At 70.0% G+C, this 26,160-nt stretch carries 20 protein-coding genes and 3 pseudogenes; 17 read left to right on the top strand and 6 right to left on the bottom strand.

Annotated elements, in window-relative coordinates:
* The first annotated feature begins 888 nt into the window (after window positions 1-888).
* From EDD90_RS09605 to EDD90_RS56320, 7 genes are all read left to right on the top strand, one after another.
* Complete coding sequence (locus EDD90_RS09605; protein WP_123972658.1) at window positions 889-2,049, top strand: radical SAM protein; 1,161 nt, start codon at window positions 889-891, stop codon at window positions 2,047-2,049.
* 84 nt (window positions 2,050-2,133) lie between these two features.
* Complete coding sequence (locus EDD90_RS09600; RefSeq protein WP_123972657.1) at window positions 2,134-3,705, top strand: FAD-dependent oxidoreductase; 1,572 nt, start codon at window positions 2,134-2,136, stop codon at window positions 3,703-3,705.
* Complete coding sequence (locus EDD90_RS09595; RefSeq protein ID WP_185149004.1) at window positions 3,702-5,024, top strand: sugar efflux transporter; 1,323 nt, start codon at window positions 3,702-3,704, stop codon at window positions 5,022-5,024. The genes EDD90_RS09600 and EDD90_RS09595 overlap by 4 nt, the downstream gene beginning before the upstream one ends.
* Window positions 5,021-6,796: a PIG-L family deacetylase gene (locus tag EDD90_RS09590; protein WP_123972655.1), complete on the top strand. Its 1,776-nt coding sequence runs from the start codon at window positions 5,021-5,023 to the stop codon at window positions 6,794-6,796. Before EDD90_RS09595 ends, EDD90_RS09590 begins: the two co-directional genes overlap by 4 nt.
* An 8-nt stretch (window positions 6,797-6,804) precedes the next feature.
* A complete protein-coding gene (locus EDD90_RS09585) occupies window positions 6,805-9,447 on the top strand; it encodes a glycoside hydrolase family 3 protein (RefSeq protein ID WP_123972654.1) in 2,643 nt (880 codons plus the stop codon).
* Between the two features lie 396 nt (window positions 9,448-9,843).
* Window positions 9,844-10,398 carry a helix-turn-helix domain-containing protein gene (locus EDD90_RS56325; protein ID WP_221305084.1) on the top strand — a complete coding sequence of 185 codons (555 nt, stop codon included), beginning with the start codon at window positions 9,844-9,846 and terminating at the stop codon, window positions 10,396-10,398.
* Window positions 10,287-10,901, top strand: coding sequence for an IS630 family transposase (locus tag EDD90_RS56320; protein ID WP_221305083.1), 615 nt, complete (start codon window positions 10,287-10,289; stop codon window positions 10,899-10,901). Before EDD90_RS56325 ends, EDD90_RS56320 begins: the two co-directional genes overlap by 112 nt.
* Window positions 10,902-11,079: 178 nt before the next feature.
* On the opposite strand, the gene EDD90_RS09575 is transcribed toward EDD90_RS56320, so the two are convergent.
* The 4 genes from EDD90_RS09575 to EDD90_RS09560 all read right to left on the bottom strand — a co-directional run bounded on the left by EDD90_RS09575 (window position 11,080) and on the right by EDD90_RS09560 (window position 15,883).
* Complete coding sequence (locus tag EDD90_RS09575; RefSeq protein ID WP_123972653.1) at window positions 11,080-12,525, bottom strand: GH1 family beta-glucosidase; 1,446 nt, start codon at window positions 12,523-12,525, stop codon at window positions 11,080-11,082.
* A 99-nt stretch (window positions 12,526-12,624) separates the two neighbouring features.
* Entirely contained in the window at window positions 12,625-13,530 is a 906-nt protein-coding gene (locus tag EDD90_RS09570; protein ID WP_123972652.1) for a carbohydrate ABC transporter permease, read from the bottom strand.
* A gap of 11 nt (window positions 13,531-13,541) precedes the next feature.
* Entirely contained in the window at window positions 13,542-14,552 is a 1,011-nt protein-coding gene (locus EDD90_RS09565; protein ID WP_123981076.1) for a carbohydrate ABC transporter permease, read from the bottom strand.
* A 5-nt stretch (window positions 14,553-14,557) separates the two neighbouring features.
* Window positions 14,558-15,883 (bottom strand): ABC transporter substrate-binding protein, encoded by a 1,326-nt coding sequence (locus EDD90_RS09560; RefSeq protein ID WP_123972651.1) that lies wholly within the window; start codon window positions 15,881-15,883, stop codon window positions 14,558-14,560.
* A gap of 401 nt (window positions 15,884-16,284) precedes the next feature.
* On the opposite strand from EDD90_RS09560, the gene EDD90_RS09555 reads away from it, so the two are divergent.
* The 4 genes and pseudogenes from EDD90_RS09555 to EDD90_RS09545 form a co-directional block, all read left to right on the top strand.
* On the top strand, window positions 16,285-17,340 hold the full coding sequence (locus tag EDD90_RS09555; RefSeq protein ID WP_123972650.1) for a LacI family DNA-binding transcriptional regulator: 1,056 nt from the start codon (window positions 16,285-16,287) through the stop codon (window positions 17,338-17,340).
* 21 nt (window positions 17,341-17,361) lie between these two features.
* Window positions 17,362-17,578 (top strand): annotated as a pseudogene (locus tag EDD90_RS57055) (IS1380 family transposase); the annotation flags it as partial.
* A gap of 217 nt (window positions 17,579-17,795) precedes the next feature.
* Window positions 17,796-18,038: pseudogene (locus EDD90_RS57050) on the top strand (aldo/keto reductase); the annotation flags it as partial.
* 1 nt (window position 18,039) lies between these two features.
* Window positions 18,040-18,456, top strand: a pseudogene (locus EDD90_RS09545) (LacI family DNA-binding transcriptional regulator); the annotation flags it as partial.
* 197 nt (window positions 18,457-18,653) lie between these two features.
* Here EDD90_RS09545 and EDD90_RS09540 read toward each other — a convergent pair.
* Window positions 18,654-19,073, bottom strand: coding sequence for a hypothetical protein (locus EDD90_RS09540; protein ID WP_123972648.1), 420 nt, complete (start codon window positions 19,071-19,073; stop codon window positions 18,654-18,656).
* On the bottom strand, window positions 19,070-19,582 hold the full coding sequence (locus tag EDD90_RS09535) for an NUDIX hydrolase (RefSeq protein WP_221305082.1): 513 nt from the start codon (window positions 19,580-19,582) through the stop codon (window positions 19,070-19,072). The genes EDD90_RS09540 and EDD90_RS09535 overlap by 4 nt, the downstream gene beginning before the upstream one ends.
* Before the next feature lie 500 nt (window positions 19,583-20,082).
* Between EDD90_RS09535 and EDD90_RS09530 the strand changes: the two genes are divergently transcribed.
* From EDD90_RS09530 to EDD90_RS09505, 6 genes are all read left to right on the top strand, one after another.
* Window positions 20,083-20,454 (top strand): hypothetical protein, encoded by a 372-nt coding sequence (locus EDD90_RS09530; RefSeq protein WP_123972647.1) that lies wholly within the window; start codon window positions 20,083-20,085, stop codon window positions 20,452-20,454.
* A gap of 146 nt (window positions 20,455-20,600) precedes the next feature.
* Window positions 20,601-21,851, top strand: a complete 1,251-nt coding sequence (locus EDD90_RS09525; protein ID WP_123972646.1) for a sedoheptulose 7-phosphate cyclase — start codon at window positions 20,601-20,603, stop codon at window positions 21,849-21,851.
* 1 nt (window position 21,852) lies between these two features.
* Entirely contained in the window at window positions 21,853-22,971 is a 1,119-nt protein-coding gene (locus EDD90_RS09520) for a sugar phosphate nucleotidyltransferase (protein WP_123972645.1), read from the top strand.
* Window positions 22,968-24,032 carry an ROK family protein gene (locus EDD90_RS09515; protein WP_123972644.1) on the top strand — a complete coding sequence of 355 codons (1,065 nt, stop codon included), beginning with the start codon at window positions 22,968-22,970 and terminating at the stop codon, window positions 24,030-24,032. Before EDD90_RS09520 ends, EDD90_RS09515 begins: the two co-directional genes overlap by 4 nt.
* Window positions 24,029-24,952 (top strand): sugar nucleotide-binding protein, encoded by a 924-nt coding sequence (locus EDD90_RS09510; protein WP_123972643.1) that lies wholly within the window; start codon window positions 24,029-24,031, stop codon window positions 24,950-24,952. The genes EDD90_RS09515 and EDD90_RS09510 overlap by 4 nt, the downstream gene beginning before the upstream one ends.
* Window positions 24,949-26,109, top strand: a complete 1,161-nt coding sequence (locus EDD90_RS09505) for a VOC family protein (RefSeq protein ID WP_185149002.1) — start codon at window positions 24,949-24,951, stop codon at window positions 26,107-26,109. The genes EDD90_RS09510 and EDD90_RS09505 overlap by 4 nt, the downstream gene beginning before the upstream one ends.
* The last annotated feature ends 51 nt before the right edge of the window (window positions 26,110-26,160 follow it).

Here is a 26,160-nt window from a genome sequence, read left to right as displayed (position 1 = left end):
ATCCCGCACACCACCAAAGCCCACACCCTCACCCCGAGGTTCGGGGCGCCGGGAGGCGACCGCGAATGGCCACGCCGCGTCCGGAAGCCTGAAACCCTCAGGCACACACAGAGTTCCAGAGACGCTCTATCGCGCAGTGCGCAGCAAATCCTCCGGCCAGCCCGCGGTTTTCATGCCGACCCCTTGCCTTTCCTTCGCGGACAAGGCCGGTAGCAATTCGGCCAACCTGTACTTCATGATGTACGACACATGCCCCGCCGTGCAGCGATTATGTCTGATTTTTCGTGTCCGGCAGTGAAGAGTAACCGGTGAACCGCTCACGAAAAGTCCGTGACATTGACGACGGATTGCTTTTCTGTCTCGTCACTCGTTCCCGGCTGACCGAAAAGCATGGCCTGGCCGTCTTTGGCGGTGGTGGGACGGCGGAACCGCCGCGCGAGGGTTGGTCAAGGCGGCGGCGGTCCCCTCACCTGGAGGGCCGTACTGCCCGCTGACCTGGCACGGGTTTCGGGTGACCGCTACCCGTGGACCACCCGCCCGGAGCGGCGCGCCGGCCCTCCATGCGGTCCGGCCGGACCCGCTCGACCCCGCGAGAGAGATGACCACCGTGAGAGCGCGTGTGCCGCATTCCCGGCCAGTCAAGTGTCCAAACAGCGCGAATTCAAGTCAACTGGCCTGCCCTGTGGCCGAGTTGAAAGGTGGCTGTTGACAGGCCAGCGCCGCTTCGGTGAGGCTCTTGGGAGCGCTCCCAACGTCACTCGCGCAACTACTTCCCCAGTTGAACGATCCGCTCGGCCCTCGCCGCCTTGTCGATCCGCGCCCTGCGCACACGCCCTCGCGTGTGCGTCGCCGTCCTTCGCCCGTACGCACCGGAAAGTGACTGCACGCATGCCCGATCGCACATCCGCACAGCCCGTCGCTCAGCCTGGACCCGCTCTCGGCACCCTCTTCGTGGAGCGCAACCTCGACCTCGTCGGCAAGCTCTACCAGCGTTCCGTCTACCCCAGCGCCTTCGACGTCGCCAGCGGCAAAAGACTGCCCTCGCCGCTCGTCGTCGACCTCGACCCGACGACCGTCTGCGATCTCGCCTGCCCCGAGTGCATCAGCTCCCAGGTGCTGCACCATGGCCAGATAGGCAAGGACCGCATCGTCCGACTCGCCTACGAGCTGGCCGAATCGGACGTCCGCGCGGTGATCCTGATCGGCGGCGGGGAGCCGCTGCTGCACCGCGCCATCGGCGAGATCATCGAGGTGCTGCACGGCGCCGGCATCCAGCTCGGTCTGGTCACCAACGGCACCCAGATCCACCGGCACATCGACCAGCTGTCCACCATGCTGTCCTGGGTTCGGGTCTCGGTGGACGCCGGCAGCGCCGGAACCTTCCAGTCCTTCCGCCCCAGCCGTGGCAAGCGCAGCGCTTTCCCGCAGGTCATCGACAACATGCGGCTGCTCGCCTCACGCAAGCAGGGCAGGCTCGGCTACTCGTTCCTGCTCATGCAGCGCTTCGACGAGGCCGGGAAGGTCACCGCCAGCAACTACAACGAGGTCTACCAGGCCGGCGTGCTCGCCCGGGAGATCGGCTGCGACTACTTCGAGGTCAAGGCGATGCTGGACGAGGACCACTACACGGTCAACCAGTCCGCCGAGGACATCGAACTGGTCGAAACGCAGGTCGCCCGGTTGCGGGAACTCCAGGACGACTCCTTCCACATCCTGCACTCCTCCAACTGGCAGGCGGTGCGCCGCGGTTCCGATCCGGTGCAGCCCAAGGACTACCGGACCTGCGCGGTCACCGAACTGCGCACCACTATCACGCCCACCGGCGTCTTCGTCTGCCCCTACCACCGAGGGAACCCCAAGGGCCGGATCGGCGACATCTCGCAGACGACCTTCGCCGAGATGTGGTCCGCAGCCGACACGACGGTGATCGACCCCAGCGAGGACTGCCGCTTTGTCTGTGCCCGGCATGCAAGCAACCAGGAGATCGCCCTGCTCCCGGAGCGTCCCGCGCCGGACGACCTGGACGACGACTTCGACCCTTTCATCTGACGGGTTGTCCTCACCCGCCGCACACCACCCGTCCCCGCCCTCCCGGGCATCGCGAACGCCCCAGCGACAAGGCCAGGAGCCCGTATGCGCTTAGCCGTGATCGGAGCCGGTGCCGCAGGTCTGACCTGCGTCAAGCAGGCTCTCGCCGACGGCCACGACGTGGTCTGCTTCGAGAAGCACCCGGATCTCGGAGGCATCTGGAATCCGGGGTCCGGCGGCGCCTACGCGGGGGTCCGGATGCAGAGCTCCCGGATGAGCATGCCGTTCACCGACCACCCTCCGAACTTCGCCGCTGACTTTCCCGAACTCACCGAGGTGCAGGCGTACCTCCGCTCGTACGCGACGAGATTCGGCCTGCTCGAAACGGTGCGGTTCGGCCACGAGGTGGTCGGGGTCGCCAAGGAGGGTGACGACTGGAAAGTGACGGCCCGCCGGGCGACGGGCGAGGAGGAGCAGGTTCACGTCGACGCCGTGCTGGTCGCCAACGGCGAGCTGTGGCAGCCCCGGCTCCCGGAGGGAGGGCTGCCCGCGCCCGGCACCGGGGGCCGGGTGCTCACCTCCCCCGAGTACCGCGGCGCCGCCGGCTTCACCGGACAGCGGGTGCTGGTCGTGGGGGGCGGGGTGAGCGGCGCCGACATCGCCGCCGACCTGGCCCCGCACGCCGCCCGGGTGGACTGGTCCGTGCGCAGCAGGCAGTTGTTCCTGCCCCGCGACATCGGCGGCGTCTACAACGACGCCCTGTTCTCCTACGCCGGCCGGGTCGCCATCGAGGAGGTGCCCTACGCCGAATACCTGGACTGGCTGACGGAGTGGCTGCCCGACTACATGGGCATGTACCGGGCCACCGGACTGCTGCCGGAGCAGGGCTTCCACGGCGCCGTGCACGTCAACGAGAAAATCGTGCCCGCGGTGCACGCCGGAGGGGTGCGCCCCGTCGCCGCCTTCAAGCGGTTCACCGACGACGGGCTGGCGGTCCTCGCCGACGGGACCACCGACCGCTACGACGCGGTGGTGCTCTGTCTCGGCTACGAGCCGCCGGACTACGGCTTCATCGACGGACTGCGCCGCGAGGACCTGTACGAACACCACTTCTGGCGGCACGACCCGACCCTGGCCGTGATCAACACCCCCGTCGACACCGAGGCGTTCGGCACCGCCTGCCCGTACTTCGAGGCCGTCGGCTGCTGGGTACTCAACGTGCTCGGCGGCAAGACCACACTGCCCGGACCCGTCGAACGCGCGGAGTGGTGCGCCCGCCACATGTCCGCGCTGCACGACCGGCGCTACCTCGACTGCTGGCTGGAGACGATCCGCCTGGGCCTGCTCAGCGGCGCGTTGCCCGACCCGGCGGTGCACTTCCGCGCCTACTGGACGCTCGTCTCCGGCCAGGTCGACCCCGCCTGCCTGCGCCCGGGCCAGGGGAGCGTGGTGCCCGCCGCGCACGACGGGCGCCTGGACCTCATTGGTCTGCGCCACCGGGTCCTGGCCTCGCTGCCCGAGGACACCCGGCGGGATCTGCTGGCCCGGGGCGAGGTCGACGGGGCCGACCTCGCCGCCGCCGCCGGGGTGCCCGCCGGCAGGGAAGTCGCCCCGTGGCTGCCCTACCGGCAGCGCGCCACCCGCACCGCCGGGTCCGCCAAAGGCTGGGCAGCGTGAAGGACCGGACCGGGATAGAACCGGGGACGGCGGTGAGCCGGTGGCGGCTCGTCACCGACCCCGCGGTGCGCGACCTCATCGCCGTCAGCGGGGCGATCGGGCTCGTCGGTGCCTTCGTAGTGCCCACCACCAGCCTCTTTCTGACCGAGGCGGCCGCCGCGACGCCCCTGATGGTCGGGTTGTTCTTCGCTGCCCGGTCGATCGCCGAGATCGGCACCGACATGGTGGTGGGCGCGGTCTCCGACCGGCTGCGCGACCGCCGGACGATCCTGGTGGCGACCGCGCTGCTCAACGCCGGCGGCGCACTGGGCTACACGTTCCTGCGCGACTACTACGCGCTGCTGCTGACCGGCATCGTCTGCTTCGGTCTGGGGGGCGCCTGCTTCGGCCAGCTCTTCGCCTACACCCGTGAACTGGCGGACGCGCGGGGCGTGGACGCCCCGTTCTTCAACGGCTTCCTGCGCTCGGTCACCTCGCTGGCCTGGGTGGTGGGACCGCCACTCGCCTTCTGGGTGATCGCCCAGTGGTCGTTCACCGCGTTGTACTCCGCGACGGCCGCCCTGTCGGTGGTGGCCGCGCTGCTGTGCCAGTGGGGACTGCCGCGTCCCGACACACAGGCTGCCGGGGCGCCGCCCGCCGCCCCGGCGTCCGACGGATCCGGCGACGAGGAGCAGCCGCCCGGACTGCTGGGCATGTTCGCCGACGTCGGACTGCACACGATGATCCTCCTGGGCTCCGTCATTCTGTTGCTCGGCGCCAACGCGATGTACCAGATCAACCTGCCGCTGTACGTGACCGACGAACTGCACATGAACGCGCAGACCGCCGGCCTGCTGCTCGGGGTGAGTGCTGTCTTGGAGATCCCGCTTCTGGTGCTGGCCGGCGCCTGGGCGGACCGTCTCGGCAAACGACGGCTGATGATTACGGCCACCGTCTGCGCCACCCTCTTCTTCGGACTGCTGCCGTTCATCCGGAGCCTTCCACTGTTGCTGGCGGCGCAGCCCCTGAACGCGGCCTGGGTGGCCGTCGCCTTCAACGTCCCCGTGGTGGCGCTCCAGGACAGCCTGCCCGGCCGGCCGGGCACCGCGTCGGCTCTGTACTCCAGCGCCTTCAAGGCCGGCATGTTCCTCGGCGGCCTGGCCGTCGGCACCGTCGCCACCTGGACCGGCTACGGCCAGGTGTTCTGGGTGTGCGCCGGCCTGACCGCACTGGCCGGGCTGCTGGTGCTGTTCCTGCGCTTTGCGCCTGCCCCTGTCCCCTCCGCCGAATCCGGACCCTCCACCGACGGCACCCACCCCCTCGAACGGAGAGCCGCGTGACCACGTCACAGCCCGCCTGCACCGTCATCGTGCCCACCTACAACCGCAGCGGACTGCTGCGGCACACACTGGAATCACTGTGCCGCCAGCAACTCGCCGCCGGCGACCGCTTCGAGGTGGTGGTCGCGGACGACGGCTCCACCGACGACACCGAGAACGTCGTCACCGGCTACCACGACCGGCTCGACATCCGCTGGTACCACCAGGCGGACGAGGGCTACCGCGTCGCCAAGGCCCGCAACGTCGGCATCGAGCACGCCCGCGCCGACCTCTGCGTGTTCGTCGACTCCGGGGTGATCCTGCACTCCGGCGCGCTCGCCGCCCACCTCACCGCACATCGGGACGCGGACGGCCCCACCGCGGTCGTCGGCTACGTCCTGTGCTTCAACGAGGGCAACGAGGACGGCCAGGAGATCCTCGACGCCCTTGACTTCGCCGACCCGGACGCTTCCTTCGCGCGGTTCACCGCGGAGGGTCGCTGGCCGGACATCCGCGAGGACTACTACGAGCGTTACGGCGAGGATCTGGACGCCCTGACGGCGCCCTGGCTGATGTGGTGGACCTGCAACGCCTCGGCCCCCACCGCGCTGCTGCGGGAGACCGGCGGCTTCGACGAGGCGTACCGCTCCTGGGGCGCGGAGGACGTCGACCTCGGCTACCGGCTGCGCACGGCCGGCGCGCGCTTCGTGCTGCGTCGCGACGCCGCCGCGCTGCACGTGCCGCACCCCAAGAGCTACGAGTCCAACATGCGCTCGGCCGCTCGAAACTACCGCTACTTCGCCGCCAAGTTCGACACCCCGGTCGCCCGGCTGGTACCCGGCAACCACTTCCACGAGATCGAGGACATCCTGCGCTCACGTCAGCTGGCCGACGGCGAGGTGACCGCCGCGTTCGGCTCGGAGGTCCGCCCCATCGACCAGATGGACGCGGAACGCGTCGCCGCCACACAGTCGGAAGGCAAGCCCATGACCCCGCCCCTGCTCGGCATGTGGACCTGGAAGGACCGCGAGGCACGCCGCAATGCGCCCCGGGTCCTGGTGTTCTCGCCGCACCCGGACGACGAGGTGATCGCCTGCGGCGGCACCACCGCCCGGCACGTCGCCGAGGGCGCGCAGGTGGGCGTGGTCTTCGCCACCGACGGCGCGATGTCCCACTCGGCCGTACTGGACATCCACAAGAACCCGGCCCCCGGGGAACTGCGTGAGATCCGCCGCCAGGAGGCTCTCATGGCGGGCAAGGCGATGGGCGTGCGTGAGGAGGCGGTGTGTTTCCTGGACTACCCCGACACCCGGCTCGCCGACCACCTGCCGGAGTTCCGGCGGGACATCCTGGAACTGCTGCGCGAACGCCGCACGGTCACCCACGTGTACGTGCCGCACGAGTTCCGGGAACTCAACGCCGACCATCGGCTGACCGGCGAGACGGTGGTGTCCTGCCTGGCCGAACTGGGCTTGGAGCCGGACATCTACCGGTACGTGGTGTGGGACGAGCGCACCGAGGAGGAGTTCGGCTTCGTCAACCGCAAGCCGGCCGCCGGTCCCGGATCCGGCACCGAACGCCTCGTCTCCTACGACATCGAGGCGTACGTGCCGCAGAAGCACGCCGCGTTCCGCGAACACCGCACCCAGGTCGAACTCTACGCCCCGGGACAGACCCGGCCGGTCGTGCCGTGGCCGTTCCAGGAGCGGGTGTTCGCCGCGCGCACCGAGGAATTCTGGATCACCGAGCCGGGCGGCGGCGACATCGGCCGCCGCACCGGGGACGGGGAGTGACGACGACCGTGACGACCGTGACCGGCCCCTCCGGGGCATCCATGGCGGAAGTCCCCGAGGCGTCCGCGGCCGGCAGCGCCGCAGGCCCCGTGGCCCCCGCGCTGTCCGACCTACGGCCGCTGACCCGGTGGCCGCGGCTCACCTCGGCGATCCCGGCCGACCCCGAAGTGGAGCGCCGCGTGGCGGAGATCGTTGCGCAGCTGACGCTGGAGGAGAAGGTCGGACAGATGATCCAGCCGGAGCTGGCCGAGCTGACCCACGAGGACCTGCGCGAGTACGGCATCGGCTCCGCGCTCAACGGCGCCGGCATCTGGCCCGGCGACAAACGCCACGCCACCGTCGAGGACTGGGTGGACGCCATCGACGGCTTCTGGACGGCGGCCGAGGAGCACTGGAAGGACCGGCCCTTCCGCATCCCGTTCATGTGGGCCACCGACGCCGTCCACGGACACAACAACGTGCACGGCGCCACCATCTTCCCGCACAACATCGGCCTCGGCGCGGCCGGCGACCCCGACCTGGTCCGGCGGATCGGCGCAGCCACCGCCCGCGAGGTCGCCGCCACCGGCATGGACTGGATCTTCGCCCCCACCGTCACCACCCCGCGCGACCGCCACTGGGGACGCTACTACGAGGGCTACGGCGAGGACCCCACCCTCGTGCACGCCTACGGCCGTGCCATGGTCGAGGGACTTCAGGGCGACGGCGCGGCGCTGCGCACTGACGAGAAGGTGCTAGCCACCCTCAAGCATTGGATCGCCGACGGCGGCACCGAGAACGGAGGAGACCGCGGCACCGCCCGCTGCTCCGAGGACGTGCTGCGCGACATCCACGCCCAGGGCTTCCTGGCCGGCATCTCGGCCGGCGCGCAGAGCGTGATGGTCTCCTTCAGCAGTTGGTCGAACGAGGCCAACTACGACCACAGCCCCCACACGGGCGAGCCGTACAACGACAAGGTGCACGGCAGCCGTTACCTGCTGACCGACGTCCTCAAGGATGGCCTCGGCTTCGATGGCGTCGTCATCAGCGACTGGGACGCGCACGCCGAGGTGGCCGGCTGTTCTGCCGGGGACGCCGGCTATGCCATTAACGCCGGTCTCGACGTGCTGATGATCTCCGGCCGCGACGCCTGGCAGAGCGTGCACCGCACCACCGTCCAGTACGTGCGGGACGGGGTCGTCCCGCTGGCACGCATCGACGACGCGGTCTCGCGCGTGCTGCGGGCGAAGATGCGCGCCGGGCTGTGGGAGAAACCCTGCCCGCGCGAACGTGCCCTCGCCCGCGCGGAGACGTCGGTCGTCGGCTGCGCCGAGCACCGGACGCTGTCCCGGGAGGCGGCTCGCAAGTCACTGGTACTCCTGAAGAACACGCCGGGGACGCTGCCGCTGTCCCGCACCGCGCGGGTGCTGGTCACCGGCAGCGGCGCCGACGACCTCAGCAAGCAGTGCGGCGGCTGGACACTGACCTGGCAGGGCGATGGTCTGGACCACGCCGACCTGCCCGGCGGCGTCACGCTGGCGGACGCGGTCCGCGCGATCGTCGGCAGCGAACGCTGCACCGTCGACCCGGCCCTGGTCCACGCCGACCCCTCCGACTTCGACGTGGCAGTGGTCGTGATGGGCGAGGACTCCTACGCCGAGATGCGCGGCACCCTCAAACCGTGGCGCTCCCTCGGCTACGCCGACCTCAAGCTGTCCTACGCCCGCGACGTGGAGGTGCTGCGCCGGCTGAAGAGCGCCGGTTTGCCCGCCGTCGGCGTCTTCTTCACCGGCCGGCCCCTGTACTGCACGGAGGAGATCAACCTCTCGGACGCCTTCGTCGCGGCCTGGCTGCCCGGCCCGTACGCGGAGGGCATCACCGACGTCCTGTTCGCCCCGGCCGAGGGCGCGCCCGCGTACGACTTCCAGGGCCGGCTGCCGTCGTCATGGCCGCGCACCCGGGACTCCGCGGCTGTCAACCGCGTCCCGCCCCACCTGCCCGACTACCGCGTCCCCGAGCAGGAGACGCCGCCGGAGGGCCGGCACACCCCGCTGTTCCCCGTCGGCCATGGACTCTCCCTGCACGACCCGGTGCCCGACACCGGTCCGCTGCCGTTGGACGTGCTCCGGCAGGCCCCGCCGCCGCCCCCGGCGGACGGTCCACTGCGCATCCTGGACGCGGCGGGCAGCCCGTACCGGCTGCGCATCGGCGGCCACAACACGTGGTCGCGCGTGGACCTGGCGTTGAGCGGGCCGACACGGTGCCTGATCGTGCACGCGGACCCGGTACCCGCCGAGACGGGCACCGGACTGCGGCTGCGCTTCGCCGGCTACCCGGCCTTCGTCTACGCGGAGTCGCCCACCGGCACCCCGGAGGACCTGCGCGGCCATCTGGAGGCCGGAGCGCACGTGCGCTTCCGCGTACGGGTGCTGGAGCCGCCTTCGGCCCCGCTCTACCTCGCCTGCCATGACGACTATCCGGCCCAGCCCGGCGTGAACCTGGCGCCGTCGCTGCGCGAGGCGACGCCGGGGGAGTGGACCAGCGTGTCGGCGCCGCTCACCACGCTGTTCGCCGCCGGCATGGACTTGGCGCACGTGGACGTGCCGTTCATGCTGTACACCGAGGGCACGGTCCTGCTGGAGGTAGCCGACATCGGCTGGAGCGTCCCCTGAATCCTGACCCGTCCCGCGACGGGCGTGCACAGCCGCGCTGGTGCGCGCCCCCGCCTCCCGCCTCCGCCTCCGCCCGCGGCGCGCTGGGGGGCGGGACGAGGGTCGGCGCGCCGCACTGGACGATCTCGAGGCCGATGCCGGGGTGGGCGTCATGTTCCGCGGCTCCGGTTCTGCTGCCGGTGTCGGCCCGGACCCGCCTCAGAGATCACCGCTTGCCGGCACGGCAGCCCCACCACTCAACTGTGCGAGGCCCGGGCTCGGCGTGACTGCCGACCTGGGCTTCGTCGGCATCGAGGACAGTGGTCCGGACGACTACCCGGCGGTGATCACCGGCTACGAGGCCGCCCCCCCAACCGCCCCTGACCCGCAGTCAGAGACTGTTGAGGGGCTTGGCGCGTGCTCGGCAAGGTACGCAGCGACCCGAAGTGGGCAACTGGTGTCTGGCAGATTCCTTCCCTTTGGCCAGACAGGACGGTTGTCGTGGGTTCGCAGAAGAAGAGGCCGGTCAGGTTGACCGCGCAGGACCGCGAGGAGTTGGTCCGGGTGACCACGACGGGTGTTCGCGGGGCCTCGATGATCATGCGTGCGCGAGTGCTGCTTGCGTTGGACACCTCGGTGGGTGAGGTGGATTCAAAGGAGGTGATAGCGGCCCGGCTCGGCGTCTCCGGCGAGACGTTGCGGCTGGTCGCCAAGCGTTTCGCCGAGACCGGTGGCGATGTTTACGCCACGATCGCGCGGAAGAAGCGGGACCTGCCGCCGGTGCCCTCGCCGGTGACGGGTGAGGTCGAAGCCCGGCTGATCGCGATGGCGTGCTCCCAGCCTCCCCAGGGGTATGCCCGGTGGTCGCAGCGGCTGCTGGAGAAACACGTCGCACTGGCCGAGGACATCCCCGATCTGGACCACTCCACCATCGGGCGGATCTTAAAAAAACGGAACTGCGCCCTCACCTGAAGAAGTGCTGGACCATCCCACCACGAGCGAACGCGGAGTTCGCGGCCCGGATGGAAGACGTGCTGGCCGTCTATGGCCGGCCCTATGACCCGGCACGTCCAGTGGTGTGCATGGACGAGAAGCCCTACCAACTCCTCGACCATGCCCGCGACCCGCTCCCGGCCCGCCCTGGTCACGACGCCTGCCAGGACAGCGAGTACATCCGCTGCGGCACGTGTTCCATCTTCGTGCGGGTCGAACCCTTACGCGGTTGGCGTCGGGTTCAGGCACTGCTCCAGCGGACCCGGATCGACTGGGCCGGCCAGGTCAAGCAGCTGCTGAGCGTGGACTACCCCGACGCCGAGACCGTTGTGCTGGTGATGGACAACCTGAACACCCACGGCGTCGCCTCACTGTACGAGGCATTCGAACCAGAAGAGGCCTTCGCCCTGGCTCAGCGCCTCGAGATCCACCACACGCCCAAGCACGGGTCATGGCTCAACATCGCCGAGATCAGAAATTAGCTGCGACACTCTACTAGCCTTCACCAGCCAAGGCCCGAGCGCCCACCGCTACCGCTTCCTCGACCCGCGCAGCCCAACCGACCACACCGTGCAGGTGCTCCTCGCAGTGTCCCAGGCATCCTGGGCAGCGGGGCGTTCCGGGAGGCGCCCCCCGGCCGTCTCCCGGAACGCCGCTGGATCACACCGTTGGCGCCACCGGCACCCCCGACAGTGTCCCCGTGCGGGCCACCTGCCCGTACCAGTAGGCGCTCGACTTGGGGGTTCGCTCCAGTGTCCCGTAGTCCACGTGCACCATGCCGAACCGCTTGGCATAGCCGTACGCCCACTCGAAGTTGTCCATCAGGGACCACAGGTAGTACCCGCGGACGTCCGCCCCGTCGGTGATCGCCCGGTGCACCGCCGCCAGGTGGCCGTGCAGGTAGGCGATGCGCTCCGGGTCGTGCACCCGGCCTTCGGCGTCCGCCTTGTCCTCGTACGCCGCGCCGTTCTCCGTGATGTACAGCGGCAGCCCCGGAGCCTCCTGCGTGTAACGCATGATCAGTTCGTGCAGGCCGGTCGGGTCGACGGTCCAGCCCATCTCGGTCCGCTCACCCGGCGTCTGGTGGAACGCCACGTCGTCCGCCCCCGGCCACGGCGAGAAGGAGCTCGCCCCGTGGCCGTCGGCGCGCGGGCCGTCCGGCGCCCCGTCCACCGCCGACACCAGCGTTGGTGTGTAGTAGTTGAGCCCGAGCGCATCCAGTGGCTGCTTGATCGCGCGCAGATCACCGTCGAGGACGTACGACCAGTCGGTGACCGCCGAGGTCGCCGTCAGCAGAGTGGCCGGATACGCCCCGTGCAGCAGCGGGCCGTGGAAGACGCCGTTGGCCAGGTCGTCGATCCGGCGGGCCGCGGCCAGGTCGGCGGGGCGCTGTGAAATGGGCCGTATGACCGAGGAGTTTAGGCTGACGGCCACCTGGTTGCGGGTCGGCATCACCGAGCGCAGTGCCGCCGTGCCCAGGCCGTGCGCCAGGTTGAGATGGTGTGCCGCGCGCAGCGCGGCCACCGGGTCGGTACGGCCCGGAGCGTGCACTCCGGATCCGTAGCCCAGGAAGGCGCTGCACCAGGGCTCGTTGAGAGTGACCCACTGCTCGACCCGATCGCCCAGCGCCTCGCCGACGATCCGCGCGTACTCGGCGAAGCGCAGGGCGGTGTCCCGCTCCGGCCAGCCGCCCGCGTCCTCCAGCTCCTGCGGCAGGTCCCAGTGGTAGAGGGTGACCGCGGGCTTGACGCCGTGCGCCAGCAGTTCGTCCACCAGCCGGCGGTAGAAGTCCAGGCCGACCTGGACGGCCGGGCCGCGGCCGGTCGGCTGGACGCGCGGCCAGGAGACCGAGAACCGGTAGGCGGTCAGGCCGAGTTCGGCCATCAGCGCCACGTCTTCGCGGTAGCGGTGGTAGTGGTCGACCGCGATGTCACCGTGGTCGCCGTCGGCGGTCTTGCCCGGCGTATGGCTGAAGGTGTCCCAGATCGAGGGGGTGCGGCCGTCCTCCCGTACCGCCCCCTCGATCTGGTACGCCGAGGTCGCGGCGCCCCAAAGGAAGGCGGGGGGAAAGGCCACCGGGGTCGCTGGCTGTGCGGACTCAGACATGGAAGCGCTCCCATTAGGGGTCGAGGAAACCGACGGACGGGATGGGGAAGTGGACGAAGGAGAGGGCCGGGGCCACACTGCCCCGGCCCTGGAACGGGCTCAGCCCTTGACCGCGCCCTGCATGATGCCGCCGACGATCTGCTTGCCGAAGATCGCGAAGACCAGCAGCAGCGGCAGTGTACCGAGCAGAGCGCCCGCCATGATCAGGGACTGGTCCGGGGTGAAGCCGCGGCCCAGCCCCGCGATGGCGACCTGCACGGTGGGATTGCCGTTCTGGGACAGCACCAGGAACGGCCACAGGAAGTCGTTCCACGACTGCACGAACATCAGCATGCCGAGCACGGCCATCGCCGGCCGCGCCGCCGGGAACACCACGTGCCACACCACACGCCAACTGCTCGCGCCGTCCACCCGGGCCGCCTCGATCAGCTCGTCCGGGAGCGCCTGCAGCAGGTACTGCCGCATGAAGAACACCCCGAACGCGCTGACCAGCGACGGCAGGATCACCGCCTGCAGCTGGTCGGACCAGTTCAGCTTCGCCACCATCATGTACAGCGGGATGATGCTGAGCTGCGGCGGCACCATCATCGTGCCGATCACCACCAGCATCAGGCCGTTACGGCCCCGGAACCGCAGCTTGGCGAAGGCGAACCCGGCGACGGTGGACAGGAACACGATGGTCGTCGCCGACACCCCCGCCACGATCGTCGTGTTGAGGAAGGCCTTGCCCAGGTTGGCGTCGGTCCAGGCGATCCGCAGGTTGTGCATCAGGTTCGAGCCGAACCAGAACGGCGGCGGGGTCTGCGCCAGCCGGTTGTTGTCGCGGGACGCGGCGATCGCCGTCCACACCAGTGGGAACAGTGAGCCGAGGGTGAACAGCACCAGCACCGCGTACGCGGCGGGCCCCGCGTGCAGCTGCCCGCCGGCCCGCGCCGCCTTGGACCGCCGTACACGCGCGGTCTTGGGCGGCGCGTCACCGGAGGAGTTCGTCAGGGTCGTCGTCACGGCTGTTTCTCCTAACTGCTGGCGCGCAGCCGGCGCGAGATGACGTAGTTGACGACCCCGATCAGAATGAGAATCAGGAACATCGTCCAGGCGATCGCGGAGGCCCGGCCCAGGTGCTGGTTGACCCAGCCCTGCTCGTACAGGTACAGGCCCAGCGTCTGGAACTGGTGGTCGGTACCGCCGGAGGCGCCCTTGATGGAGTCGAACATCAGCGGCTCGCCGAACAGCTGGCTCGCGCCGATCGTCGACACCACGGTGGTGAACAGGATGGTCGGCCGCAGCTGCGGCACCGTCACATGGAAGAACTGCTGCCAGCGGTTGGCGCCGTCGAGCGCCGCCGACTCGTAGAGGTCCTGCGGGATCGCCTGCATCGCCGCCAGGTAGATCAGGGCGTTGTAGCCGGTCCAGCGCCAGATGACCACCGACGACACCGCGATCTGGGAGGACCACTTGTCGTTCTGCCAGTCGACCTTGTCGACGCCGACGAAGTGCAGCGCCCAGTTGATCACGCCGTAGTCACGGCCGAAGAGCAGCACGAACACCAGAGAGGCCGCGGCGATCGAGGTGGCGTACGGCGCCAGCATGGCCACCCGGAAGAAGGTGGAGCCGCGCAGTTTGTAGTTGAGGAGGTGGGCGAGCCCCATCGCCATGAGCAATTGCGGGACGGTCGAGATGATGCCGATGGTCAGGGTGTTCTTCGCCGCGTTCCAGAAGAAGTCGTCGTCGAAGATCCGGGTGTAGTTGTGCAGGCCCGCCCACTGCATGTCGGTGGGCGCGGTCAGTTCCACCGTGTGCAGCGAGGCCCAGCCGGTGTAGATCAGCGGGAACAGGCCGAACGCGGCGAAGAGCAGGAAGAACGGGGAGACGAAGGCGTACGGGCTCCAGCGCATGTCCCGCTGCCAGCGCCGGGACAGTCTCGTCCGGTGCGTCTCGTCCGCCGGTGGCGCGGGTGCCGCAGGGCCGCGGCCGGGGGCCGCGCCCCGGTCCTGAACCGGGGACGCGGCGGTGTCGTGCCGGGACATACCGGTCACTTCTCCAGGTTGTTGTCGATCGTCTTGGTGGCCGTCTGCCAGGCCTCGGCCGCGGACTTGCCCTTTGTCACGAGGATCACGCCGTTGTCACCCAGCCCGGCGCCGATGATCTGGTCCTTCGGGCCGATGGGCTGCTGCGGGATGGACTTGGCGGCCTCGGCGAAGATCTGGCCGATCGGAGCGTCACCGGTCATGGCGTTCTTGGCGTTCTTGACCGAGGACAGATCGTAGGCGGCCGGTGCGCTCGGGAAGCTGCCCTGCACGCTGAAGAGCTTGGCCTGCTGGGCCGGGGCGGTGAGCCAGGCAACCAGCTGCTCCGCCTCCTTCACATGCTTGCCGCTCTTCGGCACGGTCAGGAAGGTGCCGCCCCAGTTGCCGGCCTGCGGCGCGACCGCGACGTCCCACTTGCCGGCCGCGTCGGCCTTCGACTGGCCCTTGAGGTAGCCGAGCATCCACGGCGGGCAGGCCATCGCGGCGAACTTGCTGTTAGCGATCGTCTGGTTCCATGACGGCTGGAACTGGGTCTGCGACTGGACCAGCCCCTCCGCGGCGGCCTTGGCCGTCAGGTCGAAGCTCGTCTTGACGGCCGGGTTCGTCTTGTAGACGACATTGCCGGAGGAGTCGTAGAACTTCTCCTTGAGGCTGGAGAGGATCGCGTTGAGCAGACCGCCGGGGGAGTCCATGAAGTAGGTGCCCGAGGGGGCCTTCTTCTTGTACTGCTCACCCACGGTGACCAGCTTACTCCAGTCGCCCGCCCACAGTTTGCCGACCGCCGTCCGGTCGGTGGGCAGACCGGCCTTCTGGAAGAGGTCCTTGCGGTAGCAGATCGCCATCGGCCCGATGTCGGTGCCGAGCCCGACGGTCTGCCCGTCCTTGGTGGTGGCCTGCTGCCACTTCCAGCTCAGCCAGTTGTTCTGGTCCACGCCCGAGATCTTGGAGAGGTCCTCCAGCTTGCTCGCCTGGGTCTGCACGACCTCGGCGATGTTGCCGACCTCGACGGCCTGCACGTCCTGCAGGCCGCTGTTGGTGGTGAGGTGGTTGACCAGCGCGGGGTAGTAGTTCTCGTTCCGCTCGGTGACGTTCTCCGTGATCGTGATGTTCGGGTGGAGCTTCTCGTACTCGGCGTACAGGCCGGCTTCCTTGAAGCCCTGCGTGCCGAAGAGGCCCATGGAGATCGTCGTCTTGCCGCTGCCGCCACCGCTGGTGTCGTCGCTGCCGCCACCACTGTCGTCGGCACAGCCGGCCAGCAACGCTCCGCCCAACGACATGATGGCCGTCAGGACGACCGCCTTCCGTGTGGCGGTTCGGGTACGTGCTTGCATTTACGTCCTCCTGTTGCGCCCTGACGTGCCGACCCTCGGCCAACTGCACTGCTGTGTCCGTCTGTTTCTCGCTGCGGCTCGGGCGGGGAACGTGCGGGATGTGTATGTGTCAGGTACTGTGGGAGCGCTCCCACCGGTGATGTGTTGAAGGTTCGTCGGTTCGAGACGGGGTGTCAAGGGTGCGGGCGCGGAGGGGTGTGTTCAGTTATCCGGCTGTTAGCTGACCGGAGTTGGTGACCGGAACGCGCGGAGGGCGCCACTTCGGTGATTTCGACGTGCCTGCATCCGCAGACGAGGCCGTTCGGGCCCGGGGCGGCGGCCCCGAGAGCCGGGCCACCCCGATACTCCGCACTGTTAAATTCCAGGTCGGCACAGGAACGTCGGTGAGAAGGGCGGAGCCCATGGCAAGCCACGGAGTGCGGGGGCGTAGTGGTGGTCGGCCCACCCTCAGGGATGTCGCCGCCCGGGCTGGGGTTGGGCGGGGGACGGTCTCGCGGGTGATCAACGGGTCACCGCGGGTCAGCGACGGCACCCGGGCCGCCGTCGAGGCCGCGATAGCGGAGCTCGGCTTTGTCCCGAACACGGCCGCGCGCGCCCTCGCCGCCAACCGCGCCGGTGCCATCGCCCTGGTCGTCCCCGAGCCGGAGACCCGGTTCTTCGCGGAGCCGTACTTCTCCGAGATGCTCAGCGGCGTAGGTGCCGAACTCTCCGACGCCGAGTTGCAGTTGCTGCTGATCTTCGCGGGAAGCGACCGCGAACGGCGTCGGCTCGCCCAGTATCTGGCCGCGCACTTGGTGGACGGGGTGCTGCTGGTGTCCGTGCACGCCGACGACCCGCTGCCCGACCTGGTGACCCAGTTGGGGATCCCGGCCGTGATCAGCGGCCCGCGTTCGGCGACGGAGGCGCTGACCTCGGTGGACTCCGATAACTACGGCGGCGGTCGCTCGGCCGTCGAGCACCTGCTCGCCCGCGGCCGCCGGAAGATAGCGCACATCACCGGTCGCCTGGACGTGTATGGCGCCCAGCGCCGTCTCGACGGCTATCGCGAAGCCCTGCTCGATGCAGGCCGCACCGCGGACGAGCTCCTCGTCGAGCCCGGCCACTTCACCGAGGAGGGCGGCCGCCGGGCGATGACGAGACTTCTTGAACGCGAACCCGGCCTCGACGCGGTCTTCGCCGGGTCGGACGTGATGGCGGCGGCCGCCTGCCAGGTGCTGCGCGAGGCGGGCCGGCGTATCCCCGACGACGTCGCGCTGGTCGGGTACGACGACTCGGCTATCGCCCGCCACATGGAACCGCCGCTCACCAGCGTCCGCCAGCCCATCGATGAGATGGGCCGCGCGATGATCGCTCTCCTCCTCGCGGAGATCGCCGACCGCCGCCCGGCCGCCTCCCGGGGATTGGAACGTCGGCACGTGGTACTGCGGACGGAACTGGTGCCCCGCGCATCTTCCTAGCGCCAACTGCTGGACGGCTGACCGAAAGGCATGTGGCTCATCGTCCGCAAGGAACGACCACATCCCAGGATCCAGTTGAGGACCACGGATGAGGGCGGCATGCGGATCACCTTCATGAGCACCCTGCCAGCCAGCCGATCGCCCAACTCGAACTCCGTCACGGGCTTCGGGCGCAGCCCCAGGTGTAGCCCGGTCCACCGGCTTGCGTGACCTGCCCCTGCATCACACCCCGCAGAACAACCCGGGTTCGACGTAATTCGCCGGGCCTGGAGTGGCGAATTCGGGCTCTTGCGCGTCAATAGCAGCAGGTCAGTGCGAGTGTGGGCAGGTCTGAGTGCCCGGTGGTCGTGGTGGTCGCCGGGTGTCCTGGCTCTGGCTGGTCAGGCGGCGCCTTTCAGCAGGTTGAGGGCGACGGTGTAGCCGAGCTGGTTGAGTGCGGTGATCGCGCGGCGGGTGGCGACGGTCACCCCGGCGACGAGTGGCTCAAGCGCCGCGAGGCCGTCCGGGACATCCTCACCTCGGACGGTCGGTCCCTGGTCCAGGGCGCCCTGGCGTGGATCTGGGCGCACAGCCCGCACAGCGTCCCCATCCCCGGCTTCCGTACCGTCGCACAGGTCGAGGAGAACGCCGCCACGCTCGACTGCGGCCCGCTCACCGCCGACGACCTGCGCGAGATCGACGCCATCCTCGACCGCTGAGGCTGCCCCGAGACTCGCGGGCCGCGGACCGGCGTTCCCGCCCCGGCTCATCGCCGAGGGCGACTTCACGTGCAGGGCGGGGCCGAGGCCGTGGCCGTCCTCATGGATCGGTGCCCCGATCTGGACGCGGTGTTCGTCGCCTCGGACGATGGCCCCCGGTGCCCTGCGGGTGCTCCGGGAGCGGGGGCGCCGCGTACCGGACGACGTGGCCGTCGTCGGTTTCCGCGACCTGACGCCCATCGCCGAGGCGGCTGATCCGGCGCACACGACGGTGCACCAGGACATCGAGGGGATGGGACGGTTGATGGCCCGACTGCTGTTCGACCGGACGTCGGACGCACCGCTCCTGGCAGACGGCGGCCGCACCGGGTCGTCCGTGGTCACGCCTACGCGTCTCGTCATGCGCAAGTCGGCCTGACTCCCTCCCGGACCTGCACTGAGCTCCGGGGGCACCTCTCACATGGGGTGCCCGAAGCTTGACCGCCAGGCAGCCCCGACCGCGGCAGCCCTGAGACGGCCTCGGCGAGGCATGTACAGTGCCGTCCGGGACGCCTCCCGGAGCTCGCGGACCACCTGACAGGTCGAAGCCGGTCCCGGCCGATGGCCACCGCCCGCTCATCCGGCCTTGCTCCATCGGCGGCCGGCCGTCACGGCGGCGCAGAGCAGCAGGACACCCGTGCAGGCCAGGAACGCCGTGCGGTAGCCGTACCGCACCGTCAGCGGCCCGCTCCGTGCCTGTCCGGCCGCGTTGAGCGGGCGCCTTGGGCCGAACCGGTCGATGAGCCGTCCCTGTGCCAGCCCGGCGACCGCGGTACCGGCCAGGCTCACGGCCACCAGGACACCGGCGACGAACGAACGCCTGACCGCCGCGACATAGGTCAGCAGGGCCAGGTTGGAGCCGGCGAACGCGAACCGTCCGACGAGGGACCAGAAGACCAGAGGCGGCGCTCCCGGCGCGGTCAGCACGCCGGTGTACGCGGCGGTGAACCGGCGCAGCCCGGGGGCGGCCCCGGGCCTGGAGGCCCGTGCGGTCACCGTCCGTGCCCTGTGCCCCCCAGGTGTCGTCGCAGGAGGGTCAGAGCGGCCAGCGACGGCCCGTCGACGAAATCGCCTACCGCGATCATCTCGTCCAGCTCCGCCCCGCTCACCCAGCGTTGGATCATGTCGGCCTCGGTGGCCTCCCGCTCGGGGGAGCGCTGCGTGAGGTCCTCGGCGAGGAAGACATTGCAGCCCTGGGAGGAGTAGCCGTGTGCGACGTGCAAGCGACCCAGCCAGGTCAGCGAGCGAGCCACCAGACCGGTCTCCTCACGGAGTTCGGCCCGGGCCAGGGCAGCGGCGTCGTCCGGCCGGTCGGGGTCCTGCTCCGTCCGGGATCCCTGGGGGAACTCCCAGAATCTGCCACCCACCGGATACCGGTACTGCTCCACGATATAAAAGCCGTCCAGTTCGAGCGGGAGGACGAGGACGAAGTCTGGCTTGTCCACCACTCCGTAGATGCCGTCGGAGCCGTCCGGGCGGCGCAGCACATCCTCACGGACCGTCATCCAGGGATTCCGGTAGGCCATTCTGGAGCCCACCCGCTCCGGTGCCCCGGCATCCCGCCCTTCCGGCTCGGGCCGTAAACGGCGCGCATCGGCCCGTCGCATCCCTTGTCCTTCCGTCGTTAACCCGCAATGCGGCCACAGTACTCACACCGCTGCGCGCCCACCTCGGCTTCGCCCAGGAAAGCGGCGCCATACTCCGGCCTCTCCGACATCGGGAGGGAACATGTCGGCCATTCTCCCGGAGAGCCGGCCATGCCTTTCGTCCCACAGAGTTGGTGTACGCGGCGGTGATGAGCGACGTCTGTTACTGGTGTGACCCGATCGTCTGACTGAAACGTATCACCCCGTCCCTTGACTGACTGCTCTCGTACCGTCTTGAATCATTCAGGGTCAAAGATCCAAGCGTCATCGGTTACACCCGCCGTCCGGAATGCGAAAGGCCCACGGCTGACGCATTGTCCGCCACTCATTGTAGAGGGCAATGAACTACCGGAAATCCCGTGGAAGGCACATTGGCAAGCTATCTTCTGGCCGTCTATACCCGGCCCAAGCCGGGCAGTGAGGCCGAATACCATCGTTGGTACGACGATTTCCACCTAGATGAGGTGCTACAGGTCCCCGACTTCGTCACCGCCCAGAGATTCGCCCTTATCGGCAGCGAGGGTTCGCAGTTTCTCGGTGACGGAAGTCATCTCGCGGTATTCAGCATCACGTCGGATGACATCGGGGCCACCATGACGGCATTCCAGCACGCGCGGAAGTCGATGGCCACGCCGACGTGCCTCGACATCGACAGCGTCACCCTGTCCTGGTGGCGTCCCGTCGGAAGGCGCGCGGTCCGGTCGCCTTCCGCGGACACCGACGCCGGGTAGCTCCTCACCGGCTTCGCCGGACGCGTCAACGAGTTCGCCACGGGCCCTGCCGGCCACCGTTCGCCGTGGAGCGGTGCGGGCCGGGCCAACCCACCGGTACCAGGACCGGCATCGCCATGTCCTGGTGCGAGGAAAGGCTTGACGACATGACAGTCCAGCCCAATTCGACGCCTCAGACGGTACGCCCCCGCCTCCACAGCACTGCGGAGCCGCCGCACCACACCTGGCAGGTCAGCACGAGCAAGGCCGTGACCTACGAAGTCATGGTGAGCCCGGGGCTGCTCGACCCGTCGAACCCGGCCCTGGCCACGGCGGGCGTCACCGAGGAGGCACGACCCGGACGCCGCCTCTTGGTGGTCGATGCCACCGTGCACGCGCTGTACGGCGCGCGGATCGGTGCGTACTTCGCTCACCAGGGAGTCGAGCACGAGGTACACGTCGTCGACGCGCACGAGTCCGTGAAGAGCATGGAAACGGTCTTCGAGATCGTCGACGCGATGGACTCCTTCGGGATATCCCGTCGGCGCGAGCCGGTCATCGCCATCGGCGGCGGCGTCCTGACCGACCTGGTCGGACTGGCCGCGAGCCTGTACCGTCGCTCGACTCCCTACGCGCGGGTGCCCACCACCCTCATCGGCATGGTCGACGCCGGTATCGGTGCCAAGACCGGGGTCAACTTCCGCCAGCACAAGAACCGCCTGGGGACGTACCACCCCTCCGCCGTCACTCTGGTCGACCGGGAGTTCCTGGCCACCCTGGGCCCCCGGCACCTGAGCAACGGGCTCGCCGAGATCCTGAAGATGGCCATGGTCAAGGACCTGGTGCTGTTCGAGCAGCTCGCGGCGCACGGCCCGCGCCTCGTCGACGAGCGCATGCAGTCCGCCGGCTCCGCCGACGGCGGACGGGGCGCGGAGGACGTGGTGGGCCGGGCGATCCACAGCATGCTCGAAGAACTCCAGCCCAATCTCTGGGAGCACGAGTTACGCAGGCTGGTCGACTTCGGGCACTCCTTCTCGCCAGCGATCGAGATGGCGGCGCTGCCGGAGTTGCTGCACGGCGAGGCCGTCTGCATCGACATGGCGTTCAGTGCCGTCATCGCCCACCAGCGGGGCCTGCTCGACCGTAGCGACCTGGAGCGGATCGTGCGCGTCATGAACAGCCTGATCCTGCCGACCTGGCACCCCGTCTGCACGCCGGAACTCATGGCGCGGGGGCTCGCCGACACCGTCAAGCACCGCGACGGCAAGCAACTGCTCCCGCTGCCCGACGGGATCGGCCACGCCCGCTTCGTCGATGACGTCAGCCGTACGGAGCTGGACGAGGCGCTGGCAATGCTGCTCGACCTCAGCGGGGGCGCCGATGCGCTGGCCATGGCCTCCGGAAACCGAGGAGCCTGACATGGACGGCGTCCGCGCGGTTCTGCTGGCCGGCGGTGAAGGCCGCCGCATGGGTCCTCTCGGCCGCGGCCGGCTGAAGCCGCTGGTCCCCTTCGGCGGCACCAGCCGCCTGATCGACTTCAGTCTCGCCAACCTCCGCCGCTCCGGTTTCCGGGAGACGCTGCTGCTGTCGCAGTACGAGGAGCGGCACCTCATGGACGACCTGCACACGGTGTGGAACGGCAGCCCGCGGGACTTCCGGGTGCACTTCGGGCCGTACGACGAGGTCTACCGGCAGACCCCGGCGGGGGTACCCGAAGCGCTGCCCGACCGCACCTGGCCGAGCGAGCGCGGCACGGCCGACGCGCTGATCAGGAAGGCCGACCACGTCTTCGGCGAGGACCCGTCCGAGGTGCTGGTGCTGCACGCCGACCACGTCTACCGGTTCGACTACGGCGACATGCTCCGCCGGCACCGCGCCGACCGGGCCGCGCTGACCGTGTCGTACCAGCGCATCGAGCGCCGCTACGTGCACCTGTTCGGGATGGTGGACTTCGACGCCGCCGGGAACCTCACCGGATTCGTCGAGAAGCCGCCGGAGCCGACCAGCGACCTGGTGTTCGCCGCCTTCTGCGTGTTCGACGCGCGCACGCTGCGCCGTTACCTCGAGCAGCTGGACGGCACGGACTGGCAGCACGACATCAGCCGTGACGTCATCCCGGCGATGCTGGCCGCCGGAGAGCGGATCCGGGGCTACGAGGTCACCGGCTACTGGGAGGACATCGGCACCGTCGACCGCTACCACCGAGCCCATCGCGGCCTGCTGGGCGAGCATCCGACCATGGCCCTCGCCGAGCTGCCGCTCACCGTTCGTCCGGCGGTGACACGGCGGTACGTCGCGGACGGGGGAGCCATCCGCTTCAGCATCGTCCCCGTCGACCTGGTCAACGCCGGCCTCGTGGAGCGGAGCGTCGTGTATCCCGGCGTCACGGTCGGGGCCGGGGCGAGCGTGCGGGACTGCGTGCTGCTGCCCGGGACGATGGTCCCCGAGGGCGCCCGACTGGAGGGGGCCATCGTCCTGGAGGACGGGACCGTGCAGCAGTGCGACCCGGATCCGGCACTCGGAGGTGTCGCCTCATGACCGCGGTGTCCGGGGCGGCCGGTGTCCGGCGCGCGTACGTCGTCGCCGATCTGGGTGGTACGACGCTGCGGATCGGCCGCATCGCCGAAGGGGCGGGATCGGCCGAGTCGGTCCGCCGTGTGGCGACCGAAGGACTGGACCGCTACCGGGAGTTACCCGCCCAGACGTTGCAGGACCGGGTGGTGGGACAGCTCACCCGGGAACTGGAGGACTACCTCGGCTCCCCCGAAGGAGCGGAGGCGAGCGCGGTGGGCGTCTCGTTCGCCGGGCCGATGACGAAGGGCGGCACCGTGCTGGCCGGGCCCACGCTGTGGGGCGGAGCCGCGGCCCCGCTGCCCATCGCGGACATCCTGACCCGGCGGCTGAGCGTGCCGGTCGTCGTGGCCAATGACCTCACCGCCGCCGCCTGGCGCTACGCGGCCGCCGAGCCGGAGCCCTTCTGCCTGATCACGGTCAGTTCGGGAATCGGGCACAAGGTGTTCCGCAACGGGGAGGTGCTGATCTCGGACTCCGGGCACGGCGGCGAGATCGGGCACTGGCGCGTCGACCCCCGGGAGGACGCCCTGCCCTGCGAATGCGGTGGCCGAGGGCACCTCGGCGGGATGGTGTCCGGTCGCGGCGTGCTGCTCGCCGCCCGCCGGGCCGCGGTGGCCGACCCGGCGGGATTCGGCTGTTCCGCACTCGCCGGGCCCTCGGCCGGCGATCCGGCGGGCATCACGAACGAGGCCCTGGCCCGTGCCGTCCGCGCGGACGACGCCTTCGCCACACAGGTGCTGCGCACCTGCCTCGTCCCCCTCGCCCAGGCGGTCAACTGCATCTTCACGGCGATCGGGGTACGGCGCTACCTGTTCATCGGCGGCTTCGCCGTGGCGGTGGGGCACCGGTTCATCACTCTGCTCGGCGACGAACTGACGAGGCTGGGCTGTTTCGGACTCACCGACCGGGAGATACGCGGCATGCTCGCACTGGGCGCGGCGGACGACGACCACTGCCTCATCGGGATGGCACGCATGCTGGCGCGCACGCCGCTCCTGACCGCGGGTACCGGAGGCGACGCATGAGGACGCTCGTCGTCGGCAGTGGATTCGTGGGCCGCGCGCTGGCCCGTCACCTCACCCGGTCGGGCGACGCGGCGGTCCTCGCCTCGCGGACGCCTCCCGGACCCGAGGGCGGCGACACCGCTCCGGACTGGATCCGGCTCGACATCACCGAGGACGGGGCCTTCGGCCGCGCGCTGGACGCCACGGGCGCGGACGCCGTGGTCCTCGTGCATGGCCCCTCGGACGTGACCTGGTGCGTGGAGCACCCCGAGGAGGCGATGCACGGCCACGCCGAGGCCGCCCGGCAGGTGGTGCGGGCGGCAGGGGACCGGCGCGTCGTCTTCATCTCCACCGACAACGTTTTCGACGGCGAGGCCGAGGCACCCGACGAGTCCGATCCGACCCGCCCCGCCAACGCCTACGGGCGCGCGAAGCTGGCCGCCGAACGGATCCTGGCCGACCTGCCGGACGTGACCCTGCTGCGCGTCAGCCTGATCTACGGATGGGAGCCCGCGGACACCCCGAAGTGGCTCAACTTCTTCGCCGCCTGCGTGCACCGCCTCCGGGCCGACCAGCCCGTGACCGTCCCCTTCGACCAGTGGACCACCCCCGTGCTCATCGACGACGTGGTCGCGGCGACCACCGCGCTCGTCTCGGCGGACTCGGTACCCCGGCTGCTCCATCTCGGCGGCCCGGACCGGATCTCCCGCGCCGACTGGGCGGCCGTCATCGCCGGGCAACTCGGCGCCGCGCCCGACCTGGTGGTGGCGGAGCCGCGGGCGAGCGGCCGTTACGCCGGCCGCCCCGCCTCTACCTGCCTGTCCAGCGGGCTGTTCGGGACGCACCCGGCGACGGCAGGGCTGCTGCCGCGCACCGTGCGCGAGGGCAGCCGCCTCCTCATCGACCGGCACACCGCCCCGATCACGAGGAGCACCCTGTGACGACGAACACGAGCGCCTCCGACGGCACGAGGACCCTGAAGTCCTCGACGTCCGCCGCCCGGCCGGGCGTGCCGAGTGCCCGCCGGGTCGACCACATGGCCTGCACGGTGCCGGACCTCGACAGCGCGATCGACTTCTCGGTGCGGGTACTGGGCGGCGAACTCGTCTACCGCCTCCCCCCGATGGCCCACGACGACGACTGGATGCGCGAACACCTCGACGTCCATCCCCGGGCGGTCGCGGAGATAGCCCTGGTGCGCCTCGGACCGACCACGAACCTGGAGCTCTTCGCCTACCGGTCGCCCCACCACCGTGCCGTACCGCCACGACCGCACGACGTGGGCGGCATGCATTTGGGCCTGTACGTGACGGACGTGGACGCCGCGCTCCGCGACCTGCGGGACCGGGGTCCCTGGCGCCCCTTCGGGCCGGTACGGACGGTGCCCGCGGGGCTGCCGGGGGAGGGGAGCCGGTGGGTCAGGGTGACCACTCCCTGGGGCATACCCCTGGAACTGCGTTCGGTGCCCGCCTCGCTGCCGTACGAACGGCACACACCGGCACGCCGCTTCGGTCCGTGCCCGCTGTGGAGCAACCGCGACGACGGGTCCGGTACGGCCGGCCGGCTGGCTGGGGCCCGCAACGTGGACCACCTGGCCTACACGGTGGCCGACCTGGACCAGGCCGAGGCCTTCTTCACCGAGGTCCTGGGCGCCGAACCGCTCTACCGTACGACGGCCGACCTCACGGCCCCGGACCTGGCCGCCGCCCTGGGCGTGCCGCCAGGCGGCACCATGCACCAGGCGGCCCTACGCATGGGCCCCACCGACAACGTCGAACTCAACTGCTTTGTCGGCTCACCCGGCGCGCGCCGCCACTGGCCGCGCAACAGCGACCTGGGAGGCAACCACCTAGCGCTGTACGTGGACGACGTGGACGCGGCGGCAGCGTACCTGGCTGCACAGCCCGGCTGTGCGGTGCTCGGCGCCCCCGAGACGATCCCGGACGGGCCGCTGACCGGCGACCGCTGGGTGTACGTCCGTACCGCGATCGGACTGTACGTCGAGGTGGTGCGCATGCCCGACGGAAGCCTGCCCTACGAGCACGGCACCGCCGCCAGACGCCGTGCGGCCGATGCGGAACGCTGGTGGGACCGATGAGGGCCCCGCATCCGCCCGACGAGACGAATGGAAGGACGCCCAGTGGCAACG

The organism is Streptomyces sp. Ag109_O5-1 (assembly GCF_003814875.1).
GTDB lineage: Bacteria > Actinomycetota > Actinomycetes > Streptomycetales > Streptomycetaceae > Streptomyces > Streptomyces sasae.
Note: the sequence above shows the minus strand (reverse complement) of the source record. Positions and strands in the feature narration are given on the sequence as shown.

Bases quoted from the DNA above. Each gene is read 5' to 3' on its own strand.
- EDD90_RS09605 (WP_123972658.1), top strand. From the start codon at position 889: ATGCCCGATCGCACATCCGCACAGCCCGTCGCTCAGCCTGGACCCGCT.
- EDD90_RS09600 (WP_123972657.1), top strand. From the start codon at position 2,134: ATGCGCTTAGCCGTGATCGGAGCCGGTGCCGCAGGTCTGACCTGCGTC.
- EDD90_RS09575 (WP_123972653.1), bottom strand. From the start codon at position 12,525: ATGTCTGAGTCCGCACAGCCAGCGACCCCGGTGGCCTTTCCCCCCGCC.
- EDD90_RS09565 (WP_123981076.1), bottom strand. From the start codon at position 14,552: ATGTCCCGGCACGACACCGCCGCGTCCCCGGTTCAGGACCGGGGCGCG.
- EDD90_RS09560 (WP_123972651.1), bottom strand. From the start codon at position 15,883: ATGCAAGCACGTACCCGAACCGCCACACGGAAGGCGGTCGTCCTGACG.
- EDD90_RS09555 (WP_123972650.1), top strand. From the start codon at position 16,285: ATGGCAAGCCACGGAGTGCGGGGGCGTAGTGGTGGTCGGCCCACCCTC.
- EDD90_RS09535 (WP_221305082.1), bottom strand. From the start codon at position 19,582: ATGACGGTCCGTGAGGATGTGCTGCGCCGCCCGGACGGCTCCGACGGC.
- EDD90_RS09525 (WP_123972646.1), top strand. From the start codon at position 20,601: ATGACAGTCCAGCCCAATTCGACGCCTCAGACGGTACGCCCCCGCCTC.
- EDD90_RS09520 (WP_123972645.1), top strand. From the start codon at position 21,853: ATGGACGGCGTCCGCGCGGTTCTGCTGGCCGGCGGTGAAGGCCGCCGC.
- EDD90_RS09515 (WP_123972644.1), top strand. From the start codon at position 22,968: ATGACCGCGGTGTCCGGGGCGGCCGGTGTCCGGCGCGCGTACGTCGTC.
- EDD90_RS09510 (WP_123972643.1), top strand. From the start codon at position 24,029: ATGAGGACGCTCGTCGTCGGCAGTGGATTCGTGGGCCGCGCGCTGGCC.